This window comes from Kitasatospora cathayae (assembly GCF_027627435.1).
Taxonomy (GTDB): Bacteria; Actinomycetota; Actinomycetes; order Streptomycetales; family Streptomycetaceae; genus Kitasatospora; species Kitasatospora cathayae.
This window is the reverse complement of record NZ_CP115450.1, coordinates 4,365,781-4,384,190: the sequence shown is the minus strand read 5'-3', so window position 1 is coordinate 4,384,190 and position 18,410 is coordinate 4,365,781. Positions and strand designations below refer to the sequence as shown.

23 protein-coding genes are annotated in these 18,410 nt (G+C 72.3%); 14 read left to right on the top strand and 9 right to left on the bottom strand.

The window, feature by feature from the left end:
* Window positions 1–26: 26 nt before the first annotated feature.
* Both O1G21_RS19460 and O1G21_RS19455 read left to right on the top strand, forming a co-directional pair.
* A complete protein-coding gene (locus tag O1G21_RS19460; RefSeq protein ID WP_270145590.1) occupies window positions 27–284 on the top strand; it encodes a hypothetical protein in 258 nt (85 codons plus the stop codon).
* 88 nt (window positions 285–372) lie between these two features.
* Window positions 373–1,143 (top strand): hypothetical protein, encoded by a 771-nt coding sequence (locus O1G21_RS19455; protein ID WP_270145588.1) that lies wholly within the window; start codon window positions 373–375, stop codon window positions 1,141–1,143.
* Window positions 1,144–1,184: 41 nt separating this feature from the next.
* Here O1G21_RS19455 and O1G21_RS19450 read toward each other — a convergent pair whose 3' ends face one another.
* The gene (locus tag O1G21_RS19450) at window positions 1,185–1,589 is read right to left on the bottom strand and encodes a VOC family protein (protein WP_270145586.1); all 405 of its coding nucleotides are present in this window, start codon (window positions 1,587–1,589) and stop codon (window positions 1,185–1,187) included.
* Window positions 1,590–1,721: 132 nt separating this feature from the next.
* Between O1G21_RS19450 and O1G21_RS19445 the strand changes: the two genes are divergently transcribed.
* On the top strand, window positions 1,722–2,603 hold the full coding sequence (locus tag O1G21_RS19445) for a LysR family transcriptional regulator (RefSeq protein WP_270145584.1): 882 nt from the start codon (window positions 1,722–1,724) through the stop codon (window positions 2,601–2,603).
* Window positions 2,604–2,629: 26 nt separating this feature from the next.
* Here the strand turns inward: O1G21_RS19445 and O1G21_RS19440 are convergent, their stop codons facing one another.
* Window positions 2,630–3,466, bottom strand: a complete 837-nt coding sequence (locus tag O1G21_RS19440) for a helix-turn-helix domain-containing protein (RefSeq protein WP_270145582.1) — start codon at window positions 3,464–3,466, stop codon at window positions 2,630–2,632.
* Window positions 3,467–3,567: 101 nt separating this feature from the next.
* Here O1G21_RS19440 and O1G21_RS19435 point away from each other — a divergent pair, with 101 nt between their 5' ends.
* Window positions 3,568–4,164: an NADPH-dependent FMN reductase gene (locus tag O1G21_RS19435; protein WP_270151101.1), complete on the top strand. Its 597-nt coding sequence runs from the start codon at window positions 3,568–3,570 to the stop codon at window positions 4,162–4,164.
* Window positions 4,165–4,177: 13 nt separating this feature from the next.
* Entirely contained in the window at window positions 4,178–5,146 is a 969-nt protein-coding gene (locus O1G21_RS19430) for an aldo/keto reductase (protein WP_270145580.1), read from the top strand.
* Between the two features lie 15 nt (window positions 5,147–5,161).
* On the opposite strand, the gene O1G21_RS19425 is transcribed toward O1G21_RS19430, so the two are convergent.
* The 4 genes from O1G21_RS19425 to O1G21_RS19410 all read right to left on the bottom strand — a co-directional run bounded on the left by O1G21_RS19425 (window position 5,162) and on the right by O1G21_RS19410 (window position 9,230).
* Window positions 5,162–5,290: a hypothetical protein gene (locus O1G21_RS19425; RefSeq protein WP_270145578.1), complete on the bottom strand. Its 129-nt coding sequence runs from the start codon at window positions 5,288–5,290 to the stop codon at window positions 5,162–5,164.
* Window positions 5,291–5,322: 32 nt separating this feature from the next.
* Window positions 5,323–6,165 carry a hypothetical protein gene (locus O1G21_RS19420; RefSeq protein ID WP_270145576.1) on the bottom strand — a complete coding sequence of 281 codons (843 nt, stop codon included), beginning with the start codon at window positions 6,163–6,165 and terminating at the stop codon, window positions 5,323–5,325.
* Window positions 6,166–6,420: 255 nt separating this feature from the next.
* Window positions 6,421–7,839, bottom strand: coding sequence for a metallophosphoesterase (locus tag O1G21_RS19415; RefSeq protein WP_270145574.1), 1,419 nt, complete (start codon window positions 7,837–7,839; stop codon window positions 6,421–6,423).
* 233 nt (window positions 7,840–8,072) lie between these two features.
* Window positions 8,073–9,230 (bottom strand): LacI family DNA-binding transcriptional regulator, encoded by a 1,158-nt coding sequence (locus O1G21_RS19410; protein ID WP_270145572.1) that lies wholly within the window; start codon window positions 9,228–9,230, stop codon window positions 8,073–8,075.
* A 357-nt stretch (window positions 9,231–9,587) separates the two neighbouring features.
* Between O1G21_RS19410 and hisC the strand changes: the two genes are divergently transcribed.
* From hisC to O1G21_RS19375, 7 genes are all read left to right on the top strand, one after another.
* The gene (gene hisC, locus O1G21_RS19405) at window positions 9,588–10,667 is read left to right on the top strand and encodes a histidinol-phosphate transaminase (protein ID WP_270145571.1); all 1,080 of its coding nucleotides are present in this window, start codon (window positions 9,588–9,590) and stop codon (window positions 10,665–10,667) included.
* Between the two features lie 197 nt (window positions 10,668–10,864).
* Window positions 10,865–11,473 carry a hypothetical protein gene (locus O1G21_RS19400; protein WP_270145569.1) on the top strand — a complete coding sequence of 203 codons (609 nt, stop codon included), beginning with the start codon at window positions 10,865–10,867 and terminating at the stop codon, window positions 11,471–11,473.
* A gap of 50 nt (window positions 11,474–11,523) precedes the next feature.
* Window positions 11,524–12,108 (top strand): hypothetical protein, encoded by a 585-nt coding sequence (locus tag O1G21_RS19395; protein ID WP_270145567.1) that lies wholly within the window; start codon window positions 11,524–11,526, stop codon window positions 12,106–12,108.
* A 264-nt stretch (window positions 12,109–12,372) separates the two neighbouring features.
* Window positions 12,373–13,734, top strand: a complete 1,362-nt coding sequence (locus O1G21_RS19390; RefSeq protein ID WP_270145565.1) for an efflux RND transporter periplasmic adaptor subunit — start codon at window positions 12,373–12,375, stop codon at window positions 13,732–13,734.
* A 2-nt stretch (window positions 13,735–13,736) separates the two neighbouring features.
* Window positions 13,737–14,534 carry an ABC transporter ATP-binding protein gene (locus O1G21_RS19385; RefSeq protein WP_270145563.1) on the top strand — a complete coding sequence of 266 codons (798 nt, stop codon included), beginning with the start codon at window positions 13,737–13,739 and terminating at the stop codon, window positions 14,532–14,534.
* Window positions 14,531–15,742 (top strand): ABC transporter permease, encoded by a 1,212-nt coding sequence (locus O1G21_RS19380; protein ID WP_270145561.1) that lies wholly within the window; start codon window positions 14,531–14,533, stop codon window positions 15,740–15,742. Before O1G21_RS19385 ends, O1G21_RS19380 begins: the two co-directional genes overlap by 4 nt.
* A gap of 13 nt (window positions 15,743–15,755) precedes the next feature.
* Window positions 15,756–16,307 (top strand): DUF5666 domain-containing protein, encoded by a 552-nt coding sequence (locus O1G21_RS19375; protein WP_270145559.1) that lies wholly within the window; start codon window positions 15,756–15,758, stop codon window positions 16,305–16,307.
* A 60-nt stretch (window positions 16,308–16,367) separates the two neighbouring features.
* Here O1G21_RS19375 and O1G21_RS19370 read toward each other — a convergent pair whose 3' ends face one another.
* The 3 genes from O1G21_RS19370 to O1G21_RS19360 are packed head-to-tail and all read right to left on the bottom strand — an operon-like array spanning window position 16,368 to window position 17,091.
* Window positions 16,368–16,490, bottom strand: a complete 123-nt coding sequence (locus O1G21_RS19370) for a hypothetical protein (protein ID WP_270145557.1) — start codon at window positions 16,488–16,490, stop codon at window positions 16,368–16,370.
* The gene (locus O1G21_RS19365; RefSeq protein ID WP_270145555.1) at window positions 16,478–16,729 is read right to left on the bottom strand and encodes a hypothetical protein; all 252 of its coding nucleotides are present in this window, start codon (window positions 16,727–16,729) and stop codon (window positions 16,478–16,480) included. The genes O1G21_RS19370 and O1G21_RS19365 overlap by 13 nt, the downstream gene beginning before the upstream one ends.
* The gene (locus tag O1G21_RS19360; protein ID WP_270145553.1) at window positions 16,726–17,091 is read right to left on the bottom strand and encodes an ATP-binding protein; all 366 of its coding nucleotides are present in this window, start codon (window positions 17,089–17,091) and stop codon (window positions 16,726–16,728) included. Before O1G21_RS19360 ends, O1G21_RS19365 begins: the two co-directional genes overlap by 4 nt.
* A gap of 250 nt (window positions 17,092–17,341) precedes the next feature.
* On the opposite strand from O1G21_RS19360, the gene O1G21_RS19355 reads away from it, so the two are divergent.
* A complete protein-coding gene (locus O1G21_RS19355; protein ID WP_270145551.1) occupies window positions 17,342–18,208 on the top strand; it encodes a helix-turn-helix domain-containing protein in 867 nt (288 codons plus the stop codon).
* Window positions 18,201–18,401 carry a DUF397 domain-containing protein gene (locus O1G21_RS19350; protein WP_270145549.1) on the top strand — a complete coding sequence of 67 codons (201 nt, stop codon included), beginning with the start codon at window positions 18,201–18,203 and terminating at the stop codon, window positions 18,399–18,401. The genes O1G21_RS19355 and O1G21_RS19350 overlap by 8 nt, the downstream gene beginning before the upstream one ends.
* Window positions 18,402–18,410 lie beyond the last annotated feature (9 nt).

The following is an 18,410-nucleotide window of genomic DNA, read 5'->3' as shown; positions in this document are numbered from 1 at the left end:
GCCCGCCGCCTCTCGTTGATGAACCCGTGACCTCACCATGCCTGCCCTACGCCCCGCCGCCCACGGTGCGGGAGTCGATCGCCCCGCTCGGGGCGTGGCTCTTCGTCCCCGACCGCCGGAACGCCGTGGGCGACGTGTCCACCGGCTACCTGTTGCGCAACGGCGAGCGCGTCGTCCTGGCGCACACCTCGCGCCCGCTGGCCGACCTCGTGCGGAAGATCGGCCAGCTGGAGAGCGACTTCGCGGCGCGGATCGGCGCCCTGCTCTTCCCGGACGAATCATGAGGCCGCCGGCGTCACCCGGCCGCCCGGCGCCGGACCGGGCCGGCCGCCGGACCGAGCCGCGGCCGGCCGGCCGGGTGGGGAGCCTGCCGTGTACGACCGGATGACCGAGCTGCTCGGCGCGTACGGGGGCCGCGACTACGAAGAGCCCGACCTGGAGGCGTGGGCCGCGCCCGGCGACCGGGCCCGCGAGGCGGCCCGCCCGGCCGCCGACTGGTACGACGACGGTTTCGGCTACGGCCTCGGCACCGCGCCCGGTGACGCACAGGCGTTCAGCCCCGTCGTCGCGTCGGCCGGCTGGGAGAACGGGACGGCGTTCGTGCCGCCTCCGCGGGCGCCGGTCGAGCCGTCCCGGGCCCGCGGGACGGGCGGACCGGGCGGACCGTCGGCCTCCCGGCACCGTCGACGCCCTCCGTTTCCCCGCCCGGCCTGGCCCCACCTGGTCAGCTCCGCCTTCGGTGCGCTGACGGCGCTGACGGTGACCGCGGCCTGCGCGCTGAGCTGGGTGTTCTCCTACGGGCCCCTCCAGGATCTGGCGTTCTCGTGCGTGCCGAGCGGACTGTCGCGGGTGTGGCCGGTGGTCGTCTACGGACCGTGGCTCGCGGGCTGTCTGTCGGTCCTGCGTGCCGTCCAGCACGGACGTCAGCCGTTCCACTCCTGGGTGGTGGTCGTGCTCTTCTCCGGCCTCGCGGCCGGACTGTGCGTCGCCGACGTCCCGTGGACGCTGCCCGCCGTCGTCGTCTCCGGCCTGCCGCCGCTCACCGGCGTCATCTCGCTCCACCAACTGGTGCGCCAGCTCACCGCGGCCAGGGGAGCGCGGCAACGGCTGGACCGGCAGGCGGGACACCGGGCGCGCCGGTGAAACCCCCGTGACGCCGTTCGGCCCGTGGCGGGCACCGGAGCTCAGTCGGTGTCCTCGGCGTCCTCGGTGGCGTCCTGGGGGTACCAGCGGAGTTCGACGGTGTTGCCGTCCGGGTCCTGGACGTAGAGGGAGGTGGCGGTGCCGCGGGCGCCGTAGCGCGGGCCCGGGCCGTCGAGGACGGTGAAGACGCCGGAGTCGACGACCTCCTGCCAGTCGAGGGGCTCGACGGTGAGGCAGATGTGGTCGACGTTGGACTCGTGCCGGGGGCGGTGGAACAGGTCGATGATCGTCTCGGGGGAGACCCGGACGGACGGGAAGGAGACCTTGCCGGCCCGCCACTCGTCGACCCGGACCGGCTCCAGGCCGAGGAGGCCGGTGTAGAAGGCCAGGGACCGCTCGATGTCGGCGACGTTGAGGACCAGGTGGTCGAGGGCGACGACGCGCATGGTGATCGGCTCCGGTGGTGTGGGGTTCGCTGGGGACGAGGTCCACGATCCTCCGGCCGGGAGGGATCATCAATGGCGGATCGCCGTACGATCATTGAGTAGGACTAAACGATTCGGGGTTCGGGGGACGGGGTGTTGGAGCGGCTGGAGATCGAGGTCTTCCTCGCGCTCGCCGAGGAACTGCACTTCGGCCGGACCGCCGAACGGCTGGGCCTCACCACCGGTCGGGTCAGCCAGGTGGTCAGGAAGCTGGAACGCCGGGTCGGCGCACCGCTGTTCGACCGCACCAGCCGGTCCGTGCGGATCACCCCGGTCGGGCGGCAGCTGGCCGGGGACCTCGCCCCGGTGGTGGCCGCGATGGCGGAGGCGCTGCGCCGGGCGGTGGACGCGGGCCGCGGGGTGACCGGCGAACTGCGGGTCGCGTTCCTCGGTGAGTGGACGGCCCCGGTGCTGCTCCGGGCGGTCGCGCTGTTCGGCGAGCGGCACCCCGACTGCCGGGTGGACGTGCGGGAGGTGCAGCTCTCCAACTCCCGCTCCAGCCTGGAGGACGGCTCGATCGACGTCCTGGTCGCCTCCCACCCCTTCGACGGCATGACGCTCGGGCCGGTCCTGCTCACCGAGCGGCGCGTCCTGGCCGTGCCGGCCGGGCACCCGCTGGCCGCCGAGGCCTCGGTGTCGCTCGAGGTGCTCGCGGACCACCCGGTGGTGCAGTACCCGGCGGTAACCTCGATCGGCTTCAAGCGCGACCGCACCCCCGACCGCACCCCCTCCGGCCGCCCCGTCCCCAAGGGCCCGTCCGGCGGCACCTTCTCCGAGATGCTCAGCCTGGTCGCCATGGGCCGGGGCGTCCTCCCCGTCGGCGAACACTGCCGCCAGTACTACCCGCGCCCCGACCTCGCCTACGTCCCCATCCACGACGCCCCACCCATCGAACGCGGCCCGGTCTGGCTTCCGGCCAACACCACCGAACGCGTCCGCGAGTTCGCCCGAGCCGCCGCCGACGCGGTCCGTTAGCGCTCGACTCGGCGCGGGGGCGGGCGTCAGGAGATCGCCCGGAGCCGGGGTGCGGCCGGGCTGGTCAACTGGGCGAGGTGGGTGGCGGTTTCGGGGTCGGCGGGGAGGAGGACGAGGAGTTGTTGGGCGTCGGCGGGGAACTCCAGGGTTTCGCGATGGAGGCGGAGTTCGGGGCCGGTGGGGTGGTGGAGGCGGAGGGGGCCGCGGCGGGGGACGAGTTGGTTGCCGAGGCGGCGGGTGAACTCGGGGCCGGCGACGGGGGCGAGTTCGGTGCTGAGCCATTCGGAGTTCTCGGCGGAGGGGCCGAGCCAGAGGTCGAAGGCCTGCTCGTCGGCGACGTCGTCCCAGTCGGGGAAGAGGGTGCGGGCGCGGGGGTCGGTGAAGACGTAGCGGGTGAGGTTGGGGGCGGGGTGGTCGAGCAGGCCGGCGGCGCCGAGGACGGCGGCGTAGCCGGGGGTGTGGGCGAGGACGTCGCCGAGGCGGTTGGTGACGGCGGCGATGCCCGGTTCGAGGAGGCGCAGGGTCTCGCGGACGGTGGGGCGGACCTCGCGGGTGGGCGGGGCCGGGCGGACGTGGTTGGGGCAGGCGCCGCCGGTGATCTTGGCGAGGTAGCGCAGGTGGGTGCGTTCGGCGGGGTCGAGGCTGAGGGCGTCGGCGAGGGCGTTGACCACGGCGGTGGAGGGGTTGCGGTCGCGGCCCTGTTCCAGCCGGGTGAGGTACTCGACGCTGATGCCCGCGCGGACGGCGAGGTCGGTGCGGCGCAGTCCGGGTGAGCGGCGGCGGCCGGAGTCGGGCAGGCCGAAGGTCTCGGGTTGGATGCTGTCGCGCTTGGCGCGGATGAAGTCCCCCAGTGGTGTGCCCATGTGACGAGCGTACGGGGGCGGGGGCCGCGGAGGGTGGCCCTGTGGGGGCCAGCCTGGGCACGGTCTGGCTGGTCCTGCTCAGCGGGCCGATGGTGGTGGGCATGGAGAAGAACACGTACAAGCTGGTGGTCCTGGTCGGCAGTGTCAGGGAGGGCCGGTTCGGCCCGGTGGTGTCCTCGTGGGTGGCCGAACAGGCCGCCGCCCACGGTGGGTTCGAGGTCGAGGTGGTCGACCTCGCCGAGGTGGACCTGCCGTTGGCGCTGCCCGCCGCCTCGCCGAAGTTCGCCGGTGCCGACTACCCCCGCCCCGCCGGGATGGCGCGGCTGACCGGTGCCCTGGAGGGCGCGGACGCCGTCCTGATCGTCACCCCGGAGTACAACCACAGCTACCCGGCCTCGCTGAAGGCCGCGATCGACTGGCACTTCACCCAGTGGACGGCCAAGCCGGTCGGCTTCGTGAGCTACGGCGGCGCGGCCGGCGGCCGGCACGCCGTGCTGCACCTGGAGAACGTGCTGACCGAGCTGCACGCGGTGACCATCCGGGACGGCCTGTCCTTCCCGAACTACTTCACCGCCTGGACGGACGGCCGCCCGGACGACCCGCAGGCGGCCGGCTACGCCAAGACCATGTTCGACCAACTGGTTTGGTGGGCGGGAGCGTTGAAGAACGCCCGGGCCGCCGCGCCGTACCCGGCCTGAGACGGGGGACGCGATGGAGTACGGAAGGCTCGGCGGCACCGACCTGGTGGTCAGCCGGATCGCGCTCGGTTGCATGGGCTTCGGCGGCAGCGGCCGCGGCCACAACCCGTGGGCGCTGGACGAGGAGGCGGCCGCGCCGGTGTTCCGGCGGGCCGTGGAGCTCGGCATCACCCTCTGGGACACCGCCAACGTGTACGGCGGCGGCGCCTCGGAGGAACTGGTCGGCCGCGCGGTGCGGCGCTACACCCGGCGCGAGGACGTGGTGCTCGCGACCAAGGCGGGCCTGCCGATGCACGACGGGCCGGGCGGCTCGGGGCTGTCCCGGCGGGCGATCCTGGAGCAGGTCGACGGGTCGCTCGCCCGCCTCGGCACCGACCACGTCGACCTGTTCCAGCTGCACCGCTTCGATCCGGCGACCCCGGTCGAGGAGACCGTGGCCGCCCTGGCCGAGGTGGTCGCGGCGGGGAAGGTCCGGTACGTCGGCGCCTCCTCGATGTGGGCCTGGCGGTTCGCGGAGCTGCGGCACACCGCGGCCCGGGACGGCGGCCCGGCCTTCGTGTCGATGCAGCACCAGTACAGCCTGGTGCAGCGGGAGGAGGAGCGGGAGATGTTTCCGCTGCTCGCCGACCAGGGGGTGGGGAGCCTGGTGTGGTGCCCGCTCGCCTCGGGGCGACTGGCCCGCCCGTACGGGGAGCCGACGGCCCGCTCGGCGCAGGACGCGGTGGCCGGGCGGTTCTTCGCGGACGTCGACCGGCCGATCGTGGACGCGGTGCAGGCGGTCGCCGGGGCCCGCGGGGTGCCGATGGCCCGGGTCGCGCTGGCCTGGGTGCTGGGCAACCCGGTGGTCACCGCGCCGATCGTCGGCGCCACCCGCCCGGGGCACCTGGACGACGCGGTGGCGGCGCTCGACCTCCACCTGAGCGGGGAGGAGCGGGCGGCCCTGGAGGCGCCGTACACGCCCCGGCTGCCGACCGGCTTCTGAGGGGGCCGGCCGCGGTCACGGCAGCAGTCCCCAGGACAGGAAGACGGCTCCGGCCGGCAACCGGCCGCGCAGCCGGGCCCGGTCGAAGCGGGGCACGGCGGCGAGCGCGGCGAACCGCCGCCGCGGTGCCGCGGTCGCGGCCATGGCGGCGGACCCGACGGCGAGCGCGGGCCGTTTCAGCCGACGTCGTCCGGGCTGGTGAAGTCGGGCGCGGTGTAGCCGGGGCCGGTGAAGTCGGGTGGGGTGAAGGCGGCGGGGCGGGGGGTGCGGCCCTCGGGGTCGGTGAGGCCGTCGGGGCGGGGGCTGGTGAAGGCGGGCGGGCTGTAGCCGGGGCCGGTGAAGTCGGGGCTGGTGAAGGCGGGGGCCGGGCGGCCGGGGACGGCCGGCAGGTGGGTGTGGAGGTAGGGCAGCAGGCCGCGCTCGCGCAGGGCGGTGCGCCATTCGGCCCGGGCGGCGGCGAGTTCGGCGGCGAGCTCCGGGTCGGTGCCGGCCGGGACGGCGGCGGCGCCGTCGCGTATCGCGGTGAGCAGCAGCCCGATGATGCCGACGGCCATCGCGGCGACCCCGGCGGAGAGGGCCACCCAGCCGGCCGTGACCAGCGAGCGGGCGAGGACCAGGCCGGAGTCGGCGGCGCGCAGGACGTAGCCGACCAGCAGCAGGACCAGCCCGGCGGACCAGGCGAGGATCGGGGTCAGCACGGTGAGGACGGGGAACAGCCCGGCGCCGCCGTTGGTCGAGCGCAACTGGCTGAGCAGGCCGGGGGCGTACGGTTCGACGTCGGTGGGCGGCGGGGGCGTGGCGCGCAGGCTCTCGCGCAGCGCGGTGTAGTGGGCGTACTCGGTGCCGGCCGCGGTGTTGATGACGTCGGCGTCGCGCAGGGCGCGGACGCGGAGCTGGTCGGCGGTGAGCGCGCCGGGGGCGCGCAGGGCGGTGAGGACGGTGCGGTCGCGCAGGGCTTCGCCGAGGAGGCGCTCGTACTCCGGGCGGTCCTCGGCGAGCAGCGGCGGGGGGTTGGACAATGGGGACCCCGTTCATGCGGACCCCGGCCGGCAGCGAGGACGCGGGGCCGCATCGGGGACGCGGGACACCCCAGGACGCCGGGACGGGCGCGGAGGCGGGCCGCCGGACGGGCGGCCGGGTGTGGTGTGCCTCATGGTAGGGGCGGGTGCCGCCGTGCTGACAGTCGGTTTCCGGAATTTCGCGCCCCGGGCGGCGCGCGTGCGGGGGACCGGGCGCCGGGAACAACTGTTCCAGTGGCTTTTATTGACTGGTGATCAGATGGGCAGCCGGGCGACCAGCAGTCGACCCTCCATGGTGACCCCGCCGTCCATCGCCACCGCCAGGTCGTCCGCGTACACGTACGGCCCCGGGATGTGCGGCGGCTGCCCGTCGTCCGCGTGCACCGCGCCGGTGAGGTACGGGATCGGGCTGTGCCCGTGCACGATCCGGGAGCCGCCGTAGGTGTCGAGCAGCTCGTGGACGGCCATCGGCCCGGCGTCGCCGCGGAACGCGAAGCGCTTGGTGAAGCGGCGGAAGCAGTCCCACCACTCGTCCACGCCGCCGTCGGCGAGCAGGCTGTGCACCGCGTCGTTGACGTCGGGGATGGACTCGCCGTACTCCAGGTAGGCCGTGGTGTCGGAGTGCAGCAGCAGGTGTCCGTCCTCCAGGCCGATGGCGGGCAGCCGGGAGAGCCAGCTGATGTGGTGGGCCTCCAGCCGGTCCAGGTCCGTCTGCTGGCCGCCGTTGAGCCGCCAGGCGGCGAGGAAGGAGGCGGTGCCGGCGGTGGACTGGACGGGCTCGTCGCCGTACTTGTGGGCGCCGAGGAAGAGCAGTTCGTGATTGCCCATCAGGGCGCGGCAGTAGCCGCCGGCCGCGGCCGCCTCGGCGGCGAGCTGCATGACCAGGTCGATGACGCCGATGCCGTCCGGGCCGCGGTCGGTGAAGTCGCCGAGGAACCAGATCCGGGCGCGGCCGGCCGACCAGTGGCCGTCGGCGTCGATCAGGCCCTGGTGGTGCAGCTCGGCGCGCAGCTCCTCGAGGTAGCCGTGCACGTCGCCGACCACGTACACCGGGCCGGGCGGCTCGCCGGGGCCGGGGGCCGGGTACGGGTACGTCGGCGCGGCCGGGTCGGGCAGCGGCGGGCCGAGCTCGATGGTCGGCGGGTCGTCGCGGTCGGAGAACTGGTCGGGGATCTGCTCGGACAGCTGGTCGGGGAGCTGCTCGGCGAGCTGGAGGGCCGGGGAGGGCTGGTCGGGCAGGGTGGGCTCGTAGCCGGGATGGTCCTGGACGTCGTGGCCGGAGTGGACGTCGTGGCCAGCGTGTTCGGCGTGGCCGGAGTGGTCCTGGGGGGCGTAGCCGCCTTCGTACCCGGTCTCGTAGCCGGCCTCGTAATCGCCCTGGCCCGGGTGCGAGAAGACCGCCGATTGGTCGGCCGGCCCGTGGTCGGTGCCCGGGCCCTGGGCGTGCACGGTGTGCCCCTGCCCCTGCCCCTGGCCGTCGGCCGGCCAGTGCTGCTCCAGGTAGCGTGCGCCGCCGTAGCCGCTGTAGGTCTCCGCGTCGTACGGCGCGCCCTGGTAGTCCGGGGCGGGCTCGGGTTCGTAGTAGGTGCCGTACGGCAGCACATCGAGGTCCGGCTGGTGGCGGGGGCCTGAGTGGGGGTGCTCAGGTCCGGGGAAGCGGTCCTCGGGTGTCATTCGCCCATCATAGGAAGACCACTCTCCCGCCGTCGTCACCTGGTGGGTATCCAATCCTCCGGAGCGTCAGCCGGGCGGTACCGCAAGGTCCGTTTTGTCCCGGCTCGATAGGGTCTCGTCGGCGTCCCGTCGGTGCCTCGACGGGGTGCCGCCGGTGTCTCGACGGCGTTCCGACGGTGGGCCGTCGGCGTCTCGTCGGTGTGTCGACGGCCGTCGGCCGATGCGCGCGAGGTCTACACCTCGCCCGGCGGGCGGGGCGGGCTGACGGTGGTGCGCGGGCTGCGCCGCTGGGAGGAGGCGCGGACGATCAGTTCGGTCGGCATCAGGGTGCCCGGCGGCGGGCCGTTGCCGGCGGTGCGGAAGCGCGGCGGGAACAGCCGGGCGATGTCCACGCCCGTCCCGGAGTCGACTCCCTCGATCGCGTCGATGAGCAGGTTGACCACGGTGGTGCCGATCTTGCGCGGCTTGAGCGAGAGCGTGGTGATCGGCGGTTCGGTGGCCGCGTAGACGTCGCTCTCGCTGCAGCAGACCAGCAGCAGGTCGTCCGGCACCCGCAGGCCGTAGCGGCGGGCGGCCGCCAGCAGGTCGGTGCCGTTGGGGTCGAACAGGCCGTACACGGCGTCCGGCCGGTCGGGGCGGGCGAGCAGCCGGTCGGCGGCCACCGCGCCGGCCGCCGGGTCGTGCGCCGGGTAGGCCTCGTACACCGGCTCCTGGCCGACCTTGGCGCACCAGCCGAGGTAGGCCTCGGTGGAGAGCCGGGTGTAGGTGTCGGTGCTGGTGCCGGTGAGCAGGCCGATCCGGCGGGCGCCGGCCTCGGAGAGGTGGTCGAGGATGCCGAGCACGGCGGCCTCGTGGTCGTTGTCGACCCAGGCGGTGACCGGGCAGTTGCCGGGCTTGCCGTCGCTGACCACCGGCACCCCGGACCGGTACAGCTCGCTGACCAGCGGGTCCTGGTCGGGCGGGTCGATCACCACCGTGCCGTCCAGGGCGATGTTGCCCCAGACGTCGTGGCGGGAGGAGGCGGGCAGCACCACCAGCGCGTAGCCGCGGCCCAGGGCGGCGCTGGTGGCGGCCCGGGCCATCTCGGCGAAGTACGCGAACTCGGTGAAGGTGAAGGGTTCTTCGCCGTAGGTCGTGACGGTCAGCCCGATCAGGCCGGACCGTCCGGTGCGCAGGGTGCGGGCCGCCGCGGAGGGGCGGTAGCCGAGGCGCTCGGCGACCTCGCGCACCCGGCTGCGGGTCTCGTCGGGCAGGCGGCCCTTCCCGTTCAGCGCGTCGGAGACGGTGGTGATCGACACTCCGGCGGCTGCTGCCACATCCCGGATGCCGGCCCGCTCCAGACGCCGTGAGGTGGTGGGTCGCCGACCGCTCTGGTTGGCTGCTGCTGTCATGGCGGACCGATCGTATGGCTCCTGACAAGGGTCTGTGACCGGCGCATCGGGAGCCTTCGGAGATACGTTTCTCCAAGAGTGAGCCGGGGTGCGCCCCTTCGATCCCCTCCCGAAACCAGGCCTCTTACCTCTGACATGTGCCAAAGGAACCGGGCAGAATGGCTGAACTGCGCCTGTAACCCGTCCGGGCATCTCACTCCTACGGGTGAGGGCGGTCGGTATCGTGCAGGGCACCCGACCGGGGTGGTCCGGGCGCGTTCCGAGAATCCCAGGGGCGTGGCCAGGTACCGCAGCACGGTGGCGATCCCGACCGTGCGAGGGCGGGCGGACCGGCAGAGAACACGAAGGAGTACGACCGTGAGCAGTGGTACCTCAGCGCAGGGCCCGCGCCTGCGCCCGAGCCTGGACGGCATCCCCACCTACAAGCCCGGCAAGCCGGCCGGTGCCGACGCCTACAAGCTGTCCTCGAACGAGAACCCGAACAACCCGCTGCCCGGCGTCCTGGAGGCGGCGGTCGCGGCGGCCGGCTCGTTCAACCGCTACCCCGACATGGGCGCCGGCGAGCTGACCGCCGTCCTGGCCGAGCGCTTCGGCGTCCCCACCGAGCACATCGCCCTCGGCACCGGCTCGGTCGGCGTCGCCCAGTCGCTGGTGCTCGCCACGGCCGGGCCCGGCGAGGAGGTGATCTTCGCCTGGCGCTCCTTCGAGGCCTACCCGATCATCACCCAGATCGCCGGCGCCACGCCCGTCCCGGTCCCGCTCAAGGACAACGGCGACCACGACCTCGACGCGATGCTCGCCGCAGTCACCCCGAACACCCGGCTGATCTTCGTCTGCAACCCCAACAACCCCACCGGCAACGTGATCCACCGCGCCGAGCTGGAGCGCTTCCTCGACGCCGTCCCCGGCGACGTCCTGGTGGTCGTCGACGAGGCCTACATCGAGTTCATCCGCGACCCCGAGGTGCCCAACGGCATCGACCTCTACCGCGACCGCCCCAACGTCTGCGTGCTGCGCACCTTCTCCAAGGCGTACGGCCTGGCCGGCCTGCGGGTCGGCTTCGCCATCGCCCACGAGCCGGTGGCGAACGCGCTGCGCAAGACCGCCGTCCCGTTCGGCGTCAGCCAGATCGCCCAGGCCGCCGCCGTCGCCTCGCTGCGTTCGGAGGAGGCGCTGCTGGTGCGGGTCGAGGCGCTGGTCGAGGAGCGCGACCGGGTGGTCGCCGGGCTGCGCGCCCAGGGCTGGGAGATCCCGGACTCGCAGGCCAACTTCGTCTGGCTCGGGCTCGGCGAGCGCTCGGCGGACTTCGCCGCGGCCTGCGCCGCGGCCGGGGTGATCGTCCGGCCGTTCCCGGAGGGCGTGCGGGTGTCGATCGGCGAGACCGAGGGCAACTCGATCTTCCTGGCGGTGGCGGAGGCCTTCCGCAAGGCGCTCTGAGGCGTTCGCCGTTCCGCAGGGGCGTGCCGCGTGTGCGGTGCGCCCCTGCGGCGTTGTGTCCCCGCGGCGTTGTGTCCCGACTTCGTGCTGATCCGGCATCAGAAGATCATCCAGGTGTCTCCCCCGCGCTCCTGTCGCTAGTCTGTTCGACCGTCAGCAGGCAGTCGCCCGACTGCCCGTCTCACGGGGGAACCACCTTGAACTCTCGCACCGCACTCCTGGCCGTCGCGGCCGCCGCCGTCGCGCTCACCCTGTCCGCCTGCGGTCCGGGCAACGACCCGACGCCGGACCCGACCGCGACCAAGGCCGCGCCGACGGCGTCCGCGACCGCGGCCTCGGTGCCCACAGCCGCGCCGACCGGGTCGGGCACCGCCAAGCCCAAGCCCACCAAGACCGCGAAGCCGTCCGGCGCCCCGAACCCCGGTCAGGCCGGGGCGGACTGCAAGCCCGGGGAGATGAAGCCGATCCCCGCCGGACACAAGGTGATCGTGCTCAGCAAGCCCACCACGACGACCACGGTCGTCGCCAAGGACGGCGAGTACACCTGCCACATGCCCGACCAGGGCTGGTGGCCCGTTGGGGAGGACAAGACCTACACCTTCGCGCCCGGTGCGAAGGCGACGCTCACCACGATCGACGGCCAGAAGTCGATCACGCTGGAGCGGCTCGTCGACCACAGCACCCACTGCGTGAACCACATCAATGACCCGGCCTCGAACTGCGACGAAGGCACGGACTACGACATCGTGCTGGACGCCTCCGGCAAGATCACGGCGATCACCGAGCTCTACAACGACGCCCCGTGACCCTCGGTCCCGTCCCCGCTCCCGTCCGACCAGTCTCCCAAGGATCGACCATGTCCCCTCGCCGTGCCCTCCTGATCGTCGCCGCCGCTGCCGGTGCGCTCGCACTGTCCGCCTGTGGCCCGGACAACGACACGTCGCCCGCGCCGACCGGCGCCGCCCCGACGGTCGCCGTCGCCCCGACCAACGTGCCGACCGGCGGTGCGACCACCGCGCCGGCCAACGCGCCGACCGGCGGCGCGACCGGCGCGCCCGCGAACGACCCGAACTGCAAGGCCCCGGCGGTCCCGGCCGGGCACAAGATGCTGAACCTCTCCAAGACGGCCACCGCGACCACGGTCTACGCCAAGGAGACCAAGTACCTCTGCGGCAAGCCCGAGGGCGGCTGGATCGACGCGGGCGGGGAGAAGTCCTACACCTTCGCCGCCGGCGCCACCGCCAAGCTGGCCGACCTCAACTACGGCACCCACCAGGTCACGCTCGCGCAGTTCGCGGCGCACAGCGACTTCTGCCTCAACCACACCTCCGCCGCCGACACCGACCCCTGCTTCGACCGCAACACCGTCGACGTGGTGCTGGACGCCTCCGGCAAGATCACCAGCATCACCCAGGTGGGCCTCAACAAGCCCGCCTCGTAACCGTCCGGACGCCGGCGCGCGGAGCGGGAAGTCGGTCCGGCCGACTTCCCGCTCCGTCGCCGTTTCCGGGGCGTCCTCCGGGTGCTCCCGGATGGCTGGGGGTCGCTGGGAGGGCGCTGGGAGTTCGGCCAACGGCTGGCCACGCACCGACCAAGGCGTCCGCGCGGCGCGGGTGGTTCGGGCGGAATGCCCGGATCCGGCCGATCAGTCTTCTCCCAGCCCGTGCCCAGGGGGCCGCAAGAGCGCCCGGCGAAGCTGTCCGCCATGAAGGTGCTCCCACGGCGGCGAGGTGCCGTCCTCGTCAACTCCGCGCTCGGCGTGGCTCTCCTGGGCGGTGCCGCCCTGGTGTACGCCACCGTCAACGGCAGCGGCGGCACGGCGGCCGCCAAGCCGGTCGCCCGTACCGCGACCGTCGCCAAGGGGACGGTCCTGGCCACCGTGTCCGGAACCGGCACCCTGGTCTCGCCGACCGACGCCGCCCAGGACTTCACCACCGGCGGGCGGCTCACCGCCGTCAAGGTCGCGGTGGGGGACGTCGTCAGGAAGGGGCAGGTCCTGGCGACCGTCGACACCACGGCGGCCCAGCAGCAGGTGGACGCCGCCCGGGCGGCCCTCACCACGGCGAACGCCAACCTCGCCAAGGCGCAGGCCGGCGTCACCACGACCACCACCGAGCCGCTGCCCGGCGCCACTGTCGGAGCCGGTGGCGGCGGAGGTCGCGGGGCGGGCGGGAGCAGTACGCCCGCCCCGCAGACCACCACCATCACCACCACCAAGGTCGACGACGCGGCCGTCGCCCAGGCCCAGCAGCAGGTCGCCACCGCGCAGACCACGCTCTCCAACGCCCAGGCCGCGCTGGCCGGTACGACGCTCACGGCCTCGGTGGACGGGACGGTCGCCTCGGTCTCGGCGAAGGTCGGGGACACCGTGGGGGCCGTCTCGTCCTCGGGCGCGTCCGCGTCTTCGAAGTCCACGGGTACGGGCGCGGGTTCGAGCACGCCGAGCGGCTTCATCGTGCTCACCAACCCGACCGGGATGCAGGTCACCGCCAACTTCTCCGAGCTGGACTCGCTCAAGCTGAAGAAGGGCGAAGCGGCCACCGTCACCCTGAACGCCCAGTCCGACACCAAGCTCAACGCGACCGTCCTGTCGGTCAGTTCGCTGCCGTCGAGTAGCGGGAGCGGCGCGGCCGGTTCGTCCGCCGTCCAGTACGCGGCCACGCTGCAGCTCAGCGGGGACACCAGCACGCTGCGCACCGGCCTCAGCGCGACCGTCCAGGTGATCACCGGCGAGGCGGACAACGCGCTGTCGCTGCCGACCTCGGCGCTGTCCGGCACCGGTTCCTCGCGGACCGCGACCGTGGTGCACCAGGACGGCAGCACCGAGCGGGTCGAAGTCGGCGTGGGCGTCGAGGGCGACAGCACCGTGCAGGTGGTCTCCGGGCTGAAGGAGGGCGACAAGGTCGAACTGCCCACCACCAGCGGCAACAACGGCTTCCCGAACGCCTCCTTCCCAGGCCTTGGCGGCGGCGGTGGTGGCCGTAACGGTGGTGCCGTCGGCATCCCGGGCGGTACCGGTGGCGGCGGTGGCGGTACCGGTGGCGGTGGCCGGGGCGGTAAGGGCTGAGCATGCAGCACGTCATCGACAACCGCGTCCCCGCGCACCCCGTGCCGGTGATCCGGATCCGCCGGCTCACCAAGTCGTACGGGCACGGCGACGCCACCGTGCACGCCCTGCGCGGCCCCTCCCAGCCGGGGACCGGCGAGCCGGCGGGCGTCGACCTGGACATCGAGCAGGGCGACTACGTTGCCGTGATGGGCAGTTCGGGCTCCGGCAAGTCCACCCTGATGAACATCCTCGGCTGCCTCGACGTCCCGACCTCCGGCCGCTACCTGCTGGACGGCATCGACGTCGGCCACCTGGACGAGCAGCAGCTCGCGCTCGTCCGCAACCGCAAGATCGGCTTCGTCTTCCAGTCCTTCAACCTGGTCCCCCGCACCACCGCCCTCGCCCAGGTCGAGCTGCCGCTCGCCTACGCGGGCGTCCGGGCGGCGGAGCGCCGGCGGCGGGCGATGGCCGCGCTGTCGCTGGTGGGGCTGGGTGAGCGGGCGGGGCACAAGCCCAACCAGCTGTCGGGCGGCCAGCAGCAGCGCGTGGCGGTGGCCCGGGCGCTGGTCACGGCGCCGGCCATGCTGCTCGCGGACGAGCCGACGGGGAACCTGGACAGCCGCTCGACCGAGGAGGTGCTGGCCCTGATCGACGGGCTCAACGCCACTGGCCGCACAGTCGTGCTGATCACCCACGAGGACGAGGTCGCGCGGCACGCCAAGCGGGTGCTGCGGCTGGTCGACGGGCAGATCGTGAGTGATGTCAGGCAGGCGGCCTCGGACGGACTGCCGCCCGCACTGTTGGGGGTCCCGGCATGATCCTCTGGCAGACGCTCCGCTTCGCGGTGGGCGGGCTGGCCGCCAACAAGGTGCGCTCGGCGCTCACCATGCTGGGGGTGCTGATCGGCGTGGCCTCGGTGATCCTGCTGCTCGCGGTGGGCAACGGCTCGTCGGTGGCGGTGAAGGACTCGATCACCTCGCTGGGTACCAACTCGCTGACGGTCAGCGCCGGTTCGGCGTTCGGCGGCTCGCGGGCCACGTCCTCGGTGAAGAAGCTGACGGTCGCCGACGCCAAGGCGCTGGCGAGCGACGCGGACTCCTCGGCGATCAAGTCGGTCGCACCGGTGGTGACGACCAGCGCGACGGCGCTGTACGGGAACGTCTCGTACAGCCCGGGCTCGGTGGTGGGTACGTACCCCGCGTACTTCGAGACCGCCAACCAGAAGGTCGCGCACGGCGAGTACTTCACGGACGACGACGTGCTCGGTTCGCGCAAGGTCGCGGTGCTCGGGGCGACGACGGCGAAGCAGCTGTTCGACGTCGAGGACCCGGTCGGGAAGAAGATCGTGCTCGGTGGGACGCCGTTCACGGTGGTTGGTGTGCTGCAGGCCAAGGGCGGCAGCGGGTTCACCGATCCGGATGATGTGGTGATCGCACCGCTGCCGACCGTGCAGAACGCCTTCACGGGCTTCGGGGCGGTCAACCAGATCCTGGTGCAGGCGTCCTCCGCCGAGACCACGACGGCGGCGCAGGCGGAGATCACCCGGGTGCTGCTCGGAACCCATGCGATCGCCGACCCGACGAAGGCCGACTTCCGGATCACCAACCAGGCTTCGCTGCTCACGGCGAGGGAGAGCACGACGAAGACCTTCACCGTGCTGCTGGGCGCGGTCGCGGCGATCTCGCTGCTGGTCGGCGGGATCGGGATCACCAACATCATGCTGGTGACGGTGACGGAACGGACGCGGGAGATCGGCATCCGCAAGGCGCTCGGGGCGCCCCGGGCCGTCATTCTGGGGCAGTTCCTGACCGAGTCGACGCTGCTGTCGGTGATCGGCGCGGGGTTGGGCGTGGCGGCGGGGATCGTCGGCTCGCACTTCAGCATCGTCGGCATCAAACCGGTGGTGATCCCGGAGTCCGTGCTGGGTGCCTTCGGCATCGCCGTCGCCATCGGACTGTTCTTCGGCAGCTATCCCGCCAACCGGGCCGCCTCACTGCGGCCGATCGACGCCCTCCGGCACGAGTAGGAGCACTTCTTCGATGGACCACGACGAACAGGTCGCCCTGCTGGCCACCCCGCCGGACGCGCGCGACGTGAGCGCGGAGCTGGCGGCTCCGCCGAGGCGGAAGCTGCCGTGGCTGACGCTGGTCCTCGCGGGCGGTGTGATCGCCACGGGGGCGTTCGCGGGCGGGGTCTGGTACCAGCAGGAGCAGGGGACTTCGAGTGGCAAGTCCTCCCCTCGGACTGCGGCTGCTGCTGCGGCGGGTGGGTACGGCGGCCAGGGTGCTGGGCGCCGAGGTGGTCAGGGTCAGGGTGGCTTTACGCGCGGCACGGTCAAGGCCGTCGACGGGAACACCGTCTATCTGACCGACGCCAACGGCAACACGATCAAGGTGACGACGGGCGATTCGACCAAGGTCCAGCTCAACAAGGAGGGCAAGGTCGCGGACCTCCAGCCCGGCCAGAGCGTGACCGTCGTCGGGACGCCCGATGCCAGTGGCGGGTACAACGCCAGCCAGCTCGTTGAGGGGGCTGCTGCCGGCGGGTTCGGCGGCGGCTTCGGTGGAAGCCGAAACCCGTCCGGCGGCTGACCCGGAGCCGTCGGACACCCGCGAGGCCCTCGCCCTCCCAGGCGGGGGTCTTCGCGTATTTCAGTCGCCGTCGTCGGGGCGTCGCATCCTGAGGGTCGCGATGACGCCGAGGGCGACGGTGGTGATCGCGAGGGCGAGCAGGGCGACCAGGACGGCGCCGAAGAAGAAGTTCACCGGTGCCACGGCTCGTCCCTCTCCAGGTCGCGGAGGAGGTGGAGGAGGTTGAGCAGAGTGCTGACGGGCGCGTTGCCGAAGTCGATCAGGATGCGGCCGTCGAGGGTCGTCTCGCCGGGCGCGGCGGAGCCCCAGAGGAGGCCGTGGGGCAGGCCGCGCCGGTGCAGTTCGCCGAGGAGGGTGGTGAGTTGGGGCTCGGTGTAGTCGCGCATGCGGGGGTCGTCGGGCGCGATGGGGTCGTGGGTCACGAGTCGGAGTCCAGCTCGTACCAGGTGGTCTTGCCGCGTTCCTGCGGGTCGACGCCCCAGCCGTCGGTGAGGCCCTCGACGAGCTGGAGGCCGCGACCGGTCTCGGCGAGGCCGGAGGGGGTGCGGGGCTGGGGGAGGGCGTCGCTCTCGTCGGAGACGGTGACCCGGAGGGTCTGGTCGAGGATGGAGAACCAGACGATCGGCGCGGGGGTGCCGGCGTGGTGCCAGGCGTTGACGATGAGCTCGATGAGGGCGAGTTCGGCGTTGAAGATGGTCTCGGTGTCCCAGCCGCCGTTGCGGGTCATGGCGTCCCGCAGGGCCTGCCGGGAGAGGGCGAGGGAGGGGGTGTTACGGATGCACACGGGAACCTCCGTGAGGCTGTGGTGTGGGAGAGGGGAAGCCGTGAGCCAGGCCGGGTGATGGTTGCTCTTCGGCACGAGGGCAGCAGGCGCCTACTGCCCAGAACGAAGGCATTGCTGACGATCCGTCGGATCGACCTGTGAATGACGATAACGCGGACCGCCACAGATTTGTGGTGCTCCGCGCGAAGTTCCCTCTAACGTGGCTGCCGCTCTGAGGCAGACTGGTCCCACGACCTGCAGAGAGGACGTCATGGCGCTTCGATCGAACCCGACCCTCCGTCAACTGCGTCTGGGCGCCGAGCTGCGCAGAATGCGGGAGCAGGCGGGGCTCGGCGGCAGCCAACTCGCCCGCGCGCTGGGCATCAACCCTGCCCACGTGACCCAGATGGAGAGCGGCAAGACCGGCATCAGCGTCGAACGCCTGCGGACGATCGCCGCGCTGTGCATGTGTGTCAACGAGCCCCTGATCGAAGCGCTGGCGGAGATCATCACCGACCGGGACAAGGGCGGTTGGTGGGAGGAATACCGCGGCCGCCTATCGCAGGACTTCCTGGAAGTCGCCGAGATCGAGCGTCACGCACGGGGACTCTCGGCCTACACCATGGCCTTCATTCATGGGCTGCTTCAGACGAACGGCTACGCGTCAGCCGTCTTTGCGCGTTCCTACCCGCCACTTCCGGGCCACGAGGTCGACCTGAGGGCATCCTTTCGCTTGCGGCGTCAGCACATCATTCGATCTGAAGCGACCCCGTTCACCGCATACATCCATGAAGCGGCGCTGCGCATGCAGTTCGGTGGAGCCAAGATTCACGCCGAGCAGCTGGGTGCCCTCGTCGATGCCTCCGAGCAACCCAACATCTCAATTCGAGTTGTCCTGTTCGACGCCGATACGATCCCGCTCCCAAACGAGAACTTCACCTACTTCGAAGGGCCAGTTCAGGAGCTCGACACGGTCCAGGCGGACTCAGGGGTTGGCAATCTGATCTTCGACGCACCGGCCAACACGGCCCGATTTCGGTCACTGATCACCCGGATCGGCTCGGCTGCTCTGTCCGAGCAGGAGTCCCGAGAGTTTATCCGATCCATCAAGAAGGACATGGAAAGCAAATATGCGTAACTCTACCTGGCAGAAGTCAAGTTACTCCGGTTCGAATGCTGACTGTGTGGAGGTGCAGGCCGTCGATGGGGTGATCGAACTCCGTGAGTCCGACGAGGGCGATGTCATCGTCCGCATCACGACCCCCAAGTTCGCCAAGTTCCTCCAGGGCGCCAAGGCAGGCGAGTTCGACCACCTGATCACTAACATCTGAGCGAATCGT

Bases quoted from the DNA above. Each gene is read 5' to 3' on its own strand.
- O1G21_RS19450 (WP_270145586.1), bottom strand. From the start codon at position 1,589: ATGCGCGTCGTCGCCCTCGACCACCTGGTCCTCAACGTCGCCGACATC.
- O1G21_RS19440 (WP_270145582.1), bottom strand. From the start codon at position 3,466: ATGGGCACACCACTGGGGGACTTCATCCGCGCCAAGCGCGACAGCATC.
- O1G21_RS19435 (WP_270151101.1), top strand. From the start codon at position 3,568: ATGGAGAAGAACACGTACAAGCTGGTGGTCCTGGTCGGCAGTGTCAGG.
- O1G21_RS19430 (WP_270145580.1), top strand. From the start codon at position 4,178: ATGGAGTACGGAAGGCTCGGCGGCACCGACCTGGTGGTCAGCCGGATC.
- O1G21_RS19425 (WP_270145578.1), bottom strand. From the start codon at position 5,290: ATGGCCGCGACCGCGGCACCGCGGCGGCGGTTCGCCGCGCTCGCCGCC.
- O1G21_RS19415 (WP_270145574.1), bottom strand. From the start codon at position 7,839: ATGACACCCGAGGACCGCTTCCCCGGACCTGAGCACCCCCACTCAGGC.
- O1G21_RS19410 (WP_270145572.1), bottom strand. From the start codon at position 9,230: ATGACAGCAGCAGCCAACCAGAGCGGTCGGCGACCCACCACCTCACGG.
- O1G21_RS19395 (WP_270145567.1), top strand. From the start codon at position 11,524: ATGTCCCCTCGCCGTGCCCTCCTGATCGTCGCCGCCGCTGCCGGTGCG.
- O1G21_RS19390 (WP_270145565.1), top strand. From the start codon at position 12,373: ATGAAGGTGCTCCCACGGCGGCGAGGTGCCGTCCTCGTCAACTCCGCG.
- O1G21_RS19385 (WP_270145563.1), top strand. From the start codon at position 13,737: ATGCAGCACGTCATCGACAACCGCGTCCCCGCGCACCCCGTGCCGGTG.
- O1G21_RS19380 (WP_270145561.1), top strand. From the start codon at position 14,531: ATGATCCTCTGGCAGACGCTCCGCTTCGCGGTGGGCGGGCTGGCCGCC.
- O1G21_RS19375 (WP_270145559.1), top strand. From the start codon at position 15,756: ATGGACCACGACGAACAGGTCGCCCTGCTGGCCACCCCGCCGGACGCG.
- O1G21_RS19355 (WP_270145551.1), top strand. From the start codon at position 17,342: ATGGCGCTTCGATCGAACCCGACCCTCCGTCAACTGCGTCTGGGCGCC.
- O1G21_RS19350 (WP_270145549.1), top strand. From the start codon at position 18,201: ATGCGTAACTCTACCTGGCAGAAGTCAAGTTACTCCGGTTCGAATGCT.